General features: G+C 30.8%; 11 protein-coding genes and 1 pseudogene. 10 read left to right on the top strand and 2 right to left on the bottom strand.

From position 1 onward, the window contains the following. Positions 1-17 precede the first annotated feature (17 nt). Positions 18-548 carry an ImmA/IrrE family metallo-endopeptidase gene (locus tag TICRE_RS02415; RefSeq protein WP_075724768.1) on the bottom strand — a complete coding sequence of 177 codons (531 nt, stop codon included), beginning with the start codon at positions 546-548 and terminating at the stop codon, positions 18-20. Between the two features lie 5 nt (positions 549-553). Continuing rightward, positions 554-979: a helix-turn-helix domain-containing protein gene (locus TICRE_RS02410; protein WP_075724766.1), complete on the bottom strand. Its 426-nt coding sequence runs from the start codon at positions 977-979 to the stop codon at positions 554-556. Positions 980-1,111: 132 nt separating this feature from the next. Between TICRE_RS02410 and TICRE_RS02405 the strand changes: the two genes are divergently transcribed. The 10 genes and pseudogenes from TICRE_RS02405 (at position 1,112) to TICRE_RS13810 (ending at position 12,479) form a co-directional block, all read left to right on the top strand. Further along, positions 1,112-2,347 carry a DNA polymerase Y family protein gene (locus TICRE_RS02405; protein WP_075724764.1) on the top strand — a complete coding sequence of 412 codons (1,236 nt, stop codon included), beginning with the start codon at positions 1,112-1,114 and terminating at the stop codon, positions 2,345-2,347. A gap of 11 nt (positions 2,348-2,358) precedes the next feature. Then, entirely contained in the window at positions 2,359-2,676 is a 318-nt protein-coding gene (locus tag TICRE_RS02400) for a hypothetical protein (protein ID WP_075724763.1), read from the top strand. A gap of 115 nt (positions 2,677-2,791) precedes the next feature. Beyond that, on the top strand, positions 2,792-3,352 hold the full coding sequence (locus tag TICRE_RS02395; protein WP_075724761.1) for a hypothetical protein: 561 nt from the start codon (positions 2,792-2,794) through the stop codon (positions 3,350-3,352). A 274-nt stretch (positions 3,353-3,626) separates the two neighbouring features. Continuing rightward, on the top strand, positions 3,627-4,064 hold the full coding sequence (locus TICRE_RS02390) for a sigma-70 family RNA polymerase sigma factor (RefSeq protein ID WP_075724759.1): 438 nt from the start codon (positions 3,627-3,629) through the stop codon (positions 4,062-4,064). A 441-nt stretch (positions 4,065-4,505) separates the two neighbouring features. After that, positions 4,506-4,736, top strand: coding sequence for a hypothetical protein (locus tag TICRE_RS02385; protein WP_075724756.1), 231 nt, complete (start codon positions 4,506-4,508; stop codon positions 4,734-4,736). 100 nt (positions 4,737-4,836) lie between these two features. Further along, positions 4,837-6,513, top strand: coding sequence for a recombinase family protein (locus TICRE_RS02380; RefSeq protein WP_075724755.1), 1,677 nt, complete (start codon positions 4,837-4,839; stop codon positions 6,511-6,513). Continuing rightward, positions 6,506-8,173, top strand: coding sequence for a recombinase family protein (locus tag TICRE_RS02375; RefSeq protein WP_075724753.1), 1,668 nt, complete (start codon positions 6,506-6,508; stop codon positions 8,171-8,173). Before TICRE_RS02380 ends, TICRE_RS02375 begins: the two co-directional genes overlap by 8 nt. Continuing rightward, entirely contained in the window at positions 8,166-9,650 is a 1,485-nt protein-coding gene (locus TICRE_RS02370) for a recombinase family protein (protein WP_075724751.1), read from the top strand. The genes TICRE_RS02375 and TICRE_RS02370 overlap by 8 nt, the downstream gene beginning before the upstream one ends. A gap of 99 nt (positions 9,651-9,749) precedes the next feature. Next, positions 9,750-10,187: pseudogene (locus tag TICRE_RS13720) on the top strand (DEAD/DEAH box helicase family protein); the annotation flags it as partial. 270 nt (positions 10,188-10,457) lie between these two features. Continuing rightward, positions 10,458-12,479, top strand: coding sequence for a restriction endonuclease (locus tag TICRE_RS13810; RefSeq protein ID WP_332881336.1), 2,022 nt, complete (start codon positions 10,458-10,460; stop codon positions 12,477-12,479). Positions 12,480-12,607: the final 128 nt, after the last annotated feature.

The raw sequence follows: 12,607 nt of genomic DNA, 5'->3' as shown, positions 1-12,607 counted from the left end.
TACTGACCTCCTATAGCTTATTTTGTACCATCAATGTCCTTAAAGAATTTCCTGTTTAGACATTGGTCTAGATTAAAATCATATCCTAATTTATTCATTCCATAAAACTTGAAGAGTAAAAGATTAATATTAACTTTCATAACCTGGGCGATTTGATCTAGGTCATAGCCCATTTTCCCATAATCAATAATCTCACTTTCATCTAGGAGTAAGTGGGAAGCAAAAAGATTAGCTTCATACTCTAGGCTTGACTTAACGTCAAAGAGAGTAAACTCTGATAGTCCTTCCTTGGCTTCCGCCCGATGGTAAAGATCATGGCCTAGCTCATGGGCAAACATCATTCTTTTAAAATTATCATCAATAGAAGGATTGTAGAAAACAAAGCGATTCCTCTTAATAACTACATACATACCTAAAGCATGGGTCTCGCCAGTAAATGGTAGTAGATTGACATTTCTGTTTTTTAAAATCAATTCAGGGTCTCTGGTTTTATGATTCTTAATTAACTTCATGGCATCTTCATAGATTAATCCATACCTGTTTTTCATAATATCTATTCCTTATTTTCATCATCAACTACTCTAAATTTTTTAGGTATAAACTTCTTGTTTTCTTTCTTAGAAATGATAAAAGCTTCTTGGAGAGTTTCCAAGATTACCCTTTTATCAGCATCAGTTATATCCCCACCAGCCATTAAACCCACCATACCGTTTACTAAATCAGAAGCATAGTTAGAATCATAAGAACCAAACTTTTCCTTGATAGAAAGGACAAAGGCATCTTCATCACTTAAAAGTTCAAGTTTATCAATTTTTAAAGCTTTTGCCAGATCATCATAAATTCTAGGATACCTAGGATTTGATTCTCCAGACTCATACCTGGATATGGTCTTAGATGACATACCAACCATCTTTGCTAGATCATCTTGTGTCAGGCCTTGTTCCTCTCTAAGAATCTTTAATTTTTGGCCAAATTTCATTATCTTCACCTTTTCTTTCTATAAAAATTATTTTCCAATTGACAATGGACACTGACTGTCCTATAATAGACATTACAAGCTTGAATATAATTCTATTGTACAATAGCAGACAGTCACTGTCAAGGGAGTTTAATGGAAAGAGTTATTTTACATGCAGATATGAATAATTGCTATGCTTCCATTGAGACCATGCTTAATCCAAAACTAAAAGGTATTCCTCTAGCTGTATGTGGAAGAAGGGAGGACAGGCATGGGATAGTATTAGCTAAATCTCAAGAAGCTAAAGTATTAGGAGTAAAGACTGGAGAGGCTATTTGGGAAGCTCAACTAAAGTGTCCCGATCTTTTAATAGTTCCTCCTAATTATGATGAATACCTAAAATACTCAAGATGGGCTAGGGATATCTATTATGACTACTCTAACCAGGTAGAAGCATATGGTATTGATGAGTGTTGGTTGGACGTATCAGGTTCTATCCATTTATTTGGAAAAGGTAGAGACATAGCTGAAGAGATAAGAAGTCGGATAAAAAAAGAACTAGGAATTACAGTAAGTATAGGGGTAAGCTTTAATAAGATTTTTGCAAAATTAGGTTCTGATATGAAAAAACCAGATGCAGTTACAGAAATAGCTAGGGAAGATTTTAAGGAGAAGATTTGGGATTTACCAGTAGAAGAACTTTTAGGAGTAGGTAAGGCTTCTAAGAAAAAATTAAATAAGCTAATGATTTTCACTATAGGAGACTTGGCTAGGGGGGATGCAGATTTAATTAGGATGAAGCTAGGCATTAATGGAGTTTATTTATGGAACTATGCCAATGGTAGAGATTATAGTTTAGTAACTGATAGGGACTATAGGGATCCAGTTAAGTCTGTAGGAAGAGGAATAACTACTACAGAAGATTTAGAAAACAACTCAGAGGTTTATAGGGTATTTAGAGAATTATCCTTTGGAGTATCTAAGGCCTTAAGGAGCTACGGATACTTAGCTGGAGGAATTCAAATATCCGTTAAAAATAATAATCTGTTTTCTAAGCAATATCAAAGACAGATATCCTACCCTAGCCTATCTTCTACTATCTTAGCAGAAGAAGCTTATGACCTTTTCTTAGAAAAATATAGTTGGGAAAATCCTATCAGAGCTTTAACTATTAGAGCAATAAATCTAATAGGAGAGAAGAGTGGAAGTCAGCTAAGCTTCTATGAGGACTATTCAAAACTAATAAAGAGAGAGAAGGTAGATGATGCCTTCTTTAAAATCAGAGAGAGATTTGGTGACTATTCTATTTCTTATGCTGGTCTTATGGGAGATATTAAGGTGCCTAAGGAGAGAAATGAAATAGTAACTCTACCTGGTGGAACTAGATAGGGGGAGACAAGATGGATGGGGATAAGTTTGGAGAAAAGAAAATCAAGTATGGTCCAGGAAATTGTGAGGATATTATAGGAATAAGAGGATATAAGGCAAAGGGACAGATTATCTCCTACCTAGCTGATGATAGCAGGGGGATTTTACCACATGGTATAGTCAATGGAAGTATAATTTTTGTAGATACCAAGGCAAGTTATAAAGAGGGAGATTTAATTATAATTAAGGATTTGAGAAATAAGAAGGATGGAGTAAGGATAGCAAAAGCAATTAGTAAAAAAGAAAAGGACTTTATGGGAAGAATATTTCTAGTTACAACAACATATTAAGGAGGGAGTAAAATGCAAGTTAATGCAAAATCCTGGGATATTACGGAATGGGTATTCTGGGACTTTGGTCTAGGACACAGAAGAAACTTTATTTTCGCTAGGAGGAGGGTATATCATGAATTTTAATGGAATGATAAAGGAATATAAATTAGAAAATATAGATAAGAAGAAGTTAAGGAATGATATTAAACTTCTCCTGAGCTTGTATCGAAAAGTAGATTTCCATATCCAGGACCATATAGAAAATCTAGATAATATATTTTACGAAACAAAAAGAAAACATTTGGATGATATTGTCCTATCTATATTAGAAATAGATAAGGATATTAACATAGAGAAGGTTGAAAGCCAGCTCTTAAATACACAACAAAGCATATTTTTACTTAAGCTTATGGATGATGCTTTATCTAGATTAAGTGCTTATCCAAACAAGGGTGAAATTTATGCAGATATTATTACTTATAAATATTTTGAGAAGAAAATAAGAAGTAATGAGGAAATTTCTGAATTGCTTTTAATTTCAAGATCCACCTATTATAGATATATGAATAAAGCTATACTTATATTTGGAGTCATGCTTTTTGGATATAGTGTTTTCGATAGAAATTATGAGGACCTACCAAATTGTAAGCTAAAAGTAGCAGAAGATAAGATAGATTATAAAATTGAATTATAAAATGAGACTTTTATGGGACTAAAATGGGATAAAACTGGAACCCTTTTGGTACTGTAATGAGACTATAAGCCTGTTACACTCAATATAATAGGCAACCTCTGTTTGGAAAAATGGAGGTTTTTTTATGCCTAAATATAAGGTTTGAAGAAGACAAGTGGCTCTTACACTTGTATTTTTTTTGCCCTAAATTGAGGTGAAACAGGTGAAATACATTAGAGATCCTCCTCTTTGTGAATTTTAAATTGAAAATTTTAAATTCACAGGAGGAAAGAAAATGAAAGAAAATAAAAAGAACTATTATATATTCCTTGAAGATACCAAGGTGGATGTATCAGAAAAAGTATATAAAGGATATTGGCAAGAAACAAATAGAGAGAATTATCTTAATAGGCTAGACAAGGAGAATAAATTAGGTTGTTTCTCAGAATTTGTATTAGATGGAACAGATAGGAGCATGGAGGAGAGACTTGTAGATAAAGCAGTTGATGTAGAAAAATTAGTAGCAGTAAAAATTCAAATAGAAGCACTTAATAAAGCCTTGGATAAATTAAACCCAGAAGAAAGGGAAATTATTCAGGCTCTTTTTTTTGATGAAGTTCCCCAAAGAGATTTAGCAAAAAAATTAAATATTAGCCAAGGAGCAGTATTTAGAAGAAAAGAAAAAACCTTAAAGAAATTAAAAATCTTTTTAGAAGATTGGAAAGAAAAATAAAAAGTTTTAAAAAAAGCGAATCAAAGGGGTGGATTTTTCACTGTTATATATAAGGGACAAAATGCAGTCCTTTATATAACAATAAAAATTTATATATTTTGAACTTTGAAAACTAAATAGACCAGGACAAGACTTTATCCATTTATGAAGCCAGTAGAAACTACGCCATGACCATTTTGCTAAGGCCAAGCCTTGGTTTAAATACATACTTGCATAACGCTAAATGCAAAGGATAGAAAAATGTAAGCGATAAATAGTTTGCTACAAGAAATGATTGGCAACTTTTCTTGCAAAGATATAAATGGTGACAATGATACTTCTATACGTTGTTGCTCCCTACCGAGAAAAGGGGAGAGGTGAAATTCCTATGTTAGCTGCCAAAGCACTTGTCAATGTCAAAAAACTTACATAAAAAATTTAAAAGAAAGAAGAGGTATCAAGATGAAAACTATAAAAAACAAAAATGAGAACTCTTCTTCTGTCAATTATAGATATAAAGATGATTTATCAAAAGAAAGATATTTAGCCCAAGAACTAGAAGCAATACCTGAAGGTAGAAAGAATCTTTTTATCCAGGTAGGCAATGTTCTTGTTAATTGTTGTATAGGAGAGACAAAGGTTAGTATGGATGATTTTGTTGAAGATTTATGTAAATTAGAATTAAGGATTTAGGGTGCTGACAGATATATATAAGTGCGGTAAGATAAAAATATAAAGTTTCTGAAATCCTTAATAAATTGCACCCAAAATATTTATTAAGGAGAGAAGAGAAATGGACAAAACTAAAGCTTATATGTATCTTCGTCTATCAAGAGACGATGGTGAGGAAGGTGAAAGCAATTCTATTACTAATCAAAGGGAGCTTATTAAAAATTATGTTGACAAGGCAGGCTTTAAGATTATCAAAGAATTTATTGATGATGGTTATACAGGCTCAAACTTTGACAGACCAGATTTTAAAAGAATGCTTAATGACTTAGAAAAGAAAGACTGCAAAACAATTATTGTTAAAGACCTTTCAAGATTTGGAAGAGATTATATTGAGTCAGGAAAGTTTCTTCAGAAAACTTTTCCTCAAATGGGAGTCAGATTTATATCAGTTAATGATAACTATGATAGTGAAAGTGCTGATGTAAGTGACACACATCTTATTCTTCCTATAAAAAACTTTATTAATGATAGTTATTGCAGAGACATATCTATGAAAGTAAAAAGTTCTCAAAAAACTAAAAGACAAAGAGGAGAATTCATAGGGGCATTTGCACCCTATGGATATAAGAAAAATAAAAAGCAAAAGAACCATCTTATAGTTGACAGAAATGTATCTCATATAATAAGAAAGATATTTGAAATGAAAATTGAAGGCTATTCTTCAAAGGTTATAGCAGATGAGCTTAATAAACTTGGGATCCAAACCCCTGGGACCTATAAGGAAAGTCAAGGTTCTAATTATTCAACAGGCTTTGCTAGTAATAAAAACAAGTGGCAGGCAAAGATGATAAATAGGATTATTGAAAATAGGGTTTATATAGGAGTTCTTGAACAAGGAAAAAGGACCAAACTTAATTATAAGTCTAATAAAGAGATTAAGGTCTTAGAAGAGGATTGGATTAAGGTAGAAGGAACTCATGAAGCTATAGTGACTGAAACTATGTTTAATGTAGCCAATAAGATGATGGGAAGAGATATCCTTAATAGAAAATCAAAACCTGATTTTCTAACAGGTCTTCTTTATTGTGCAGATTGTGGAAATCAACTTATTAGAAGAAGACAAAAAACAAAGGATGGTTATAAAATCTATTATATCTGTGGTTTATACAATAGAGGAAATGGTTGTTCAAGACACAGTATTAAAGAGGAAGAAATTTTATCATCATTGGATTTTATCCTTAGGCAGCATATAAAATACCAAGAAGAATTGTTTACACGAATAAGAGAAACTGATTTAAGTAAAACAAAATACCAACTGGATTTAGATGATTTAATTGCTGATAGGAAGAAGTATGAGACCCTTAGAAAATCTCTTTACCTTGATTTGGAAGATGGGCTAATTGATGAAGATGAATTTCAATCCTTTAGAAAAAGCTATCAGTTTAAAATTAAGGATATAGAGGGGCAGATGATAAGCAGAAAGAAAGCCTATGAAGACTTAAAAGATATACTTTCCTCTAAGGAAAACTGGCTTACTGATTTGGAGAAGTATAAAAACATTGAAAGTATAGACAGGCAAACCCTCGCTTTATTTGTAGATAGGATATTGGTAGAGGAAAAAGACCAAGAAGGTAGATCTAAAATAGCAGTATTTTTTAATGATATGGAAAAACTAGATATATTAAAGAGAATAATAAGAGGAGTAAAGAAAGGCAATGCTTCAAACCTTATTTCCTTTAACACTATAGCTACTAAGAACCTAACCACTCCAAGAGAGGGGGTGGTTGTTAATGGCTAGAATATCTAGAAGGAATCTTATAAAGATAGAGGAAGCAAAAATTATCAATTCATTTAGGGCTGGAATTTATACTAGGCTCTCACAAGAAAGAACAGAGGAATGGAGGAATAAATCATCTTCTATTGAAATCCAAATAGAAATCTGTCAGGAATATGCCAACAGGGAAAATCTGAATTTAGTCAAGGTTTATACAGACTATGAGTATTCTGGAACAAATTTTGACAGGCCTGGATATATTGAAATGATGGATGATGTGAGAAGTGGTCTTATAAATTGTATTATAATAAGAGACTTATCACGACTTGGTAGAGAGCATCTTGAAATGGGCAGACTTGTAGACAAGGTATTTCCATTTTTAGGAGTAAGATTTATTTCTGTAGTAGATAAGATTGATACAGAAAGAGGTATTGATGCAAAATTATCCTTTGAAATGCTAATAAAGAACCTTATAAATGACATGTATGCAAAAGATATTGGTTATAAGGTTAAAACAAGCAAAAGGTTAAATGCCAAGCAAGGATTCTTTATAGGTTCAACTCCACCATTTGGTTATAAGGTAGTAGAAAAAGATGGAGGAAGAAAACTTGAGCCTGATGAAGTAAGCAAAAAGATAATAGAGAGAATATTTACTAGATATGTGGCTGGTGAAAATACATTAAAAATTGCTAAAGAGCTTAATGAAGATAATATTTCTACATCAAGTGCCTATAATAAAACAGGTAATATTTTGCGTGAACCTGGAGAGCCACAATGGAGGAAAGGTACAATAGCAAATATGCTTAGGCAAAGAGTCTATACAGGTTGTCTTGTTCAAGGAACTAAGGAAAATGTTCCAGGTAAAAAGTCTGGACATTATAGGCAAAAGCCTAAAGATGAATGGATAATTGTAGAAGATACTCATGAAGCTATAATTCCAAAGGATTTATTTATAGCAGCCCAGGAGATACTGGATAATAATAAGGAAAAAGATCACTTTAAAATAACAAGACATGACCTTAAAAGAAAGCCAATTAATAAATATAAAGGTCTAATCTTCGATGGCAATACTAAGCTTATTTTAAAAAGAAATTGCATAAAAAGTAGAAAGAAGAATGCTAAGTTCTATTATTATAAATTTACAAATGAAGAAAACAATGGGGTTATACTAGAAACACCCTATATTTCTATCATGGAAGAGGATTTAGATAGATTAGTTATAAATAAACTAAGGAATGTATTGAGTATTGATGCAAGTGGACCAGATTGCAAAGATAGAATAATTGATATAAGCAAGATGAATATTGAGGTAGTGGAAAAACATCGGATATCCCTTTCCCTTAAGATTTCTAAGCTTAATTCGGAATTAAAAAAGTTATATGAAGCCTATAGTTTAGGAAAGCTTGAAAAGGAAGAATACCTAGAAGAAAGGATATTAAATAGAAATAGATTAAACACCTATGAAAAAGAATTAAGTAATCTTGATTTAGAAATTCTATCTATAGAAGCTAAGACTGAAGAAGAGTTAGAGCTATTTGATTATTTAACTTCCTATAATGATATTAAACTAGATGAAGAAATTATCCCTAAATACATTGACCGTATTGATGTATATGATAATGAAACTATAAAAATTAGTTTAAAGGGATATCTGGCTGGGAAGGAGATGAAATCAAATGAATAATATTGCTATTTATATGAGGATTTCTTTTTCTGAAAGAGATAGACAAAAACAAACAGAAGAAACTATAAATTCTCAAAGAAATATAATTAAGCATTTCATCTTTAATGACCAAGAACTAAAAAAAGCAAATATAGAAGAATTTGTTGATGAAGGCTATAGTGGAAGTACTACTTCAAGACCAGGACTTGATATGCTCCTTAAAAAAGTAAGGGGACAAGAGATTAACTGTATTATAGTAAAAGATATGTCACGATTTATGAGAAATTATATTGAAATGGGGGACTATCTTGAAAACATCTTTCCTTTTATGGGAGTTAGATTTATAGCAATAAATGATGGCTATGATAGTGATAAGGAAGGCCATAATGGTACAGAGCTAGATATTCAATTTAAAAATCTTCTTAATGATTATTATAGTAGAGATATTTCAGAAAAGATGACTACTGCCCTTTACACAGCTAGAAAGCAAGGGAAATATACCACAGGAACACCGCCATATGGATATCTAAAAGATCCTAAAAATAAGTACAAGCTTATCATTGATGAATCGGTTTCAGATAATGTCAGATATATATTCCAGCTTATCCTTGAAGGATATACTTTAAATGAAACTGCGAAAATCCTTAATGATGAAGGTGTTATTACTGCTAGAGCAAGAAGAAACCAGATTAAAGGTTATGACTCATATTCTAATAGGTGGTTTTCTACTGTAGAGCAAACAATATGGTCTCATAGTATGGTTAGAAGGATTTTAAAAAATGAAGTATATACTGGAACAATGGTCTTTAATAAGACAAGCAAAAGTAAGCTTGATGGTGGTAGTGTTACTTATCATCCTAAGGAAGAATGGGAAAAGATTTACAATAACCATGAAGCCATTATAAGCAAAGAAACCTTTGATAGGGTAAGTGAACTACTAAAATCAAGGCATAAAAATAAATTCTATGGTGGAAAGAGCAAATATAAAAACAGTCCTATTGCTCCCTTTGTAAGATGCAACAAGTGCGGTTATAAAATAAGATTTCTTAAAAGTTCCAATGGAAAAGAGTTAATAGGTATAAATCTCTACTGTTATTATTGCAGGATGCTAGACCAGGAAGAAAAGTTGCATCATTATAAGGATTTAGAAGAGGATGTCTTTAAAATTCTTAAAGATAGGTTTCACACAGATAAGGCAGAAAAAGAAAGACTCCTAAAGGAACAGAAAAAACTCTATGATAAGAATGATGAACTTTTAAAGAAGAAAAGAATAGAATTTGAAAATTATAAGTTTGGTAAGATTTCAAGAGAAGCTTTTATAGGCTTAAAAGATCAATTAGAAGAATCCACTGAAGAGAATAATAAACGTATAAAAGTTATTGATAAGGAACTGAAAGAAAGTGGAACTATAGAAAGTCTTACTGAAGATGTAGTAGCTAAATATATCAAAACAATATACATTTCAGGTAAAGGCATAGAAAAAATAGAATATTGTTAGTACAATGGAAGGAGATCAATTAATTATGGTCTCCTTTTTCCTATAAAGTTTTTAAGAAAAAATAGTATCATTCCCTTGACACGATAGGGGACTGGGAAAACTTATACTTATATCAGAACAATGTATGAGTTATATAAAAATTATCGATGGAATAAATTTATTATAGTGGTCCCTTCTATTGCAATTAGAGAGGGAATATATAAGTCTTTACAAATAACAGAAGAACATTTTTTAAATATTTATGGTCATAAAATAAGATCCTTTATATATGATTCTAAGCAATTACACAAAATAGATAGCTTTGCTAGTGACCCAGGAATAAATGTAATGATTATAAACTCTCAAGCATTTAATTCAAGAGGCAAAGATGCTAGAAGAATTTATGAGGAGCAAGATAGTTTTAGGAGTAGAAGACCTATAGATATAATTGCACAAACTCATCCTATATTTATAATAGATGAACCTCAATCTGTAGAAGGGAAGAAAACAAAAGAGGCTTTAGAATTATTTAACCCTCTATTTACCTTAAGGTATTCAGCTACACATAAAGAAGATTATAATAAAATATATAGACTTGATGCACTAGATGCTTATAATAATAAAATAGTTAAGAAAATAAAAGTAAAAGGTATATCTGTAAAAGGAACTACAGGTACAAATGAATATATTTATTTTGAAGGTATAGATTTAAAAGATAAAAATAAGCCTGTTGCTAAAATTGAGTTTGAAGTCCGACAAAAAAATGGAATAAAAAGAGTGTCAAGAAATGTGAATCTAGATTATAATCTTTATGAAAAGTCAGGGGGAATGGAGCAATATAAAGGCTACAGAGTATCTGAAATAAATGGGTATAAAAACACCCTAAGTTTCACCAATGGGGTTACTTTGTATGCTGGAGAAGTTCAAGGGGATATAAGTGAAGAATATTTAAGACGAATACAAATAAGAGAAACTATAAAATCCCACTTTGAAAGAGAAAGAGTTTTATATAATAGGGGAATAAAAGTATTATCTTTATTTTTTATAGATGAAGTTGCTAAATATAGAAAATATAATGAAAATGGAGATATTGTAGACGGAGAATATGGAAAAGTATTCAAAGAAGAATATATAAATAGTTTAAATGAATATATAACATTATTTGATGATCCATATACTAGATATTTAAAGAAAATAAATGTAGAAGATACTCATAATGGTTACTTTTCTATAGATAAAACAGGAAGAATGAAAGATTCAAAGGCTAAAGGAAAAGAAAAGATATCAGATGATGAGTCTGCTTATGATTTAATAATGAGAGATAAAGAAAGACTTCTCAGTTTAGATGAGCCTACCAGATTTGTTTTTTCACACTCTGCCCTGAGAGAAGGATGGGACAATCCAAATGTATTTCAGATATGCACATTAAAACATAGTGACTCTACTATGAGAAAAAGACAAGAAGTAGGTAGAGGACTAAGGCTTTGTATAAACCAGGAGGGCGTTAGAATAGATGGAGAGACTCCAGGAGTAAACGTACATGATATAAATATACTTACAGTGATAGCTTCTGAATCTTATGAAAACTTTGCTAAACAGTTACAATCAGAAATTGCTGAAACTTTATCTGAAAGACCACGAAAGGTAGATGAAGAATTCTTCTTAAATAATTTAGTTAAAAATTCAAACGACGAAGAACTATTATTAAATAAAATCTTAGCTAAAAAGTTATATCATTTTTTTATAAAGAGTAATTATATAGATACGGATGATTATTTAACCGAAGATTATTATAAAGACTTAGAAACTAATAATATACAATTACCAGAAGAATTTCAAGAGTTTAAACAGGGTATACTTCAATTGGTAAGCAAGATATACTCTAGTAATATTACAGAGCTTGTTGGCGATGGAAGAAAAGAAAATATCACTGAAATGAAATTGAATGAAAATTATAAAAAGAGAGAGTTTAAGGAGCTATGGAATAAAATTAATATAAAGACTTCCTATTATGTAGATTTTAATAGTGAAGAACTGATAAAGAATTCCGTTATTGCGTTGGACAAAGATTTAAGAATATCAGATTTAACTTATCATATTAAAATAGGAGAAATGGAAAATATATTATCTAAGAATGAGCTTGAAAATGGAGAATCATTTAAGATTAGAGAAAGTGAAATGAACAAGGAATATACAACATTAAAAACTACAATAAAATATGATATAGTAGGACAATTAGTAAATGGAACAAAGCTTATAAGAAGTGATATAGTACAAATACTAAAAAAGATAAATCCTAATACTTTTTATATGTTTAGAAAAAACCCAGAGGAATTTATATTAAAAGCTTCTAGAATTATAAATCAACAAAAGGCGAGTATGATAATAGAACATATAACTTACAATCCTATAGGTGAAGTCTTTGGTTCAACTATATTTACTGACAGTACTTTAAAAGGAACTTTAGGTAAAGATGCAATAGCGGTAAAAAGACATATCTATGATTATGTAAAATATGATTCGGAGTTAGAAAGAAAGTTTGCAGAAGAACTAGATAATAGTAGTGAAGTTTGCGTATATGCTAAACTACCAAGGGGATTTTTTATACCAACTCCAGTAGGGAACTATAATCCAGACTGGGCGATAGTGTTTAATGAAAATGGAATAAAACATATATATTTTATAGCTGAAACAAAGGGAATGCTTAATTCATTTGAGATAAGAACAGATGATATAGAAAGTGCCAAAATACATTGTGCTAAGGAACATTTTAAAAAAATAAGCAATGAAACAGTAAGATATGAGGCTATAGGTAATTATGAGATGCTTATGGAAAAAGTAATGAGATAGTATAGTTTTTACAATAATATAAAGATAAGTAAGATGCCTGTATAAATATAGTCATTTACTTATCTATTTTTTTGCTTTTTATAGATTAAACTTAAATTTATGATATAATGAAATATTGAAAAAAACTT

The sequence above is a fragment of the Tissierella creatinophila DSM 6911 genome, from assembly GCF_001940565.1.
Taxonomy (GTDB): domain Bacteria; phylum Bacillota; class Clostridia; order Tissierellales; family Tissierellaceae; genus Tissierella_A; species Tissierella_A creatinophila.
This window is presented reverse-complemented; position numbering and strand designations above follow the sequence as displayed.

Excerpts from the sequence above, each read along its gene's own strand:
- TICRE_RS13810 (WP_332881336.1), top strand. The coding sequence starts at position 10,458 with ATGGAGCAATATAAAGGCTACAGAGTATCTGAAATAAATGGGTATAAA.
- TICRE_RS02375 (WP_075724753.1), top strand. The coding sequence starts at position 6,506 with ATGGCTAGAATATCTAGAAGGAATCTTATAAAGATAGAGGAAGCAAAA.
- TICRE_RS02405 (WP_075724764.1), top strand. The coding sequence starts at position 1,112 with ATGGAAAGAGTTATTTTACATGCAGATATGAATAATTGCTATGCTTCC.
- TICRE_RS02395 (WP_075724761.1), top strand. The coding sequence starts at position 2,792 with ATGAATTTTAATGGAATGATAAAGGAATATAAATTAGAAAATATAGAT.
- TICRE_RS02400 (WP_075724763.1), top strand. The coding sequence starts at position 2,359 with ATGGATGGGGATAAGTTTGGAGAAAAGAAAATCAAGTATGGTCCAGGA.
- TICRE_RS02415 (WP_075724768.1), bottom strand. The coding sequence starts at position 548 with ATGAAAAACAGGTATGGATTAATCTATGAAGATGCCATGAAGTTAATT.
- TICRE_RS02380 (WP_075724755.1), top strand. The coding sequence starts at position 4,837 with ATGGACAAAACTAAAGCTTATATGTATCTTCGTCTATCAAGAGACGAT.
- TICRE_RS02390 (WP_075724759.1), top strand. The coding sequence starts at position 3,627 with ATGAAAGAAAATAAAAAGAACTATTATATATTCCTTGAAGATACCAAG.
- TICRE_RS02370 (WP_075724751.1), top strand. The coding sequence starts at position 8,166 with ATGAATAATATTGCTATTTATATGAGGATTTCTTTTTCTGAAAGAGAT.
- TICRE_RS02385 (WP_075724756.1), top strand. The coding sequence starts at position 4,506 with ATGAAAACTATAAAAAACAAAAATGAGAACTCTTCTTCTGTCAATTAT.
- TICRE_RS02410 (WP_075724766.1), bottom strand. The coding sequence starts at position 979 with ATGAAATTTGGCCAAAAATTAAAGATTCTTAGAGAGGAACAAGGCCTG.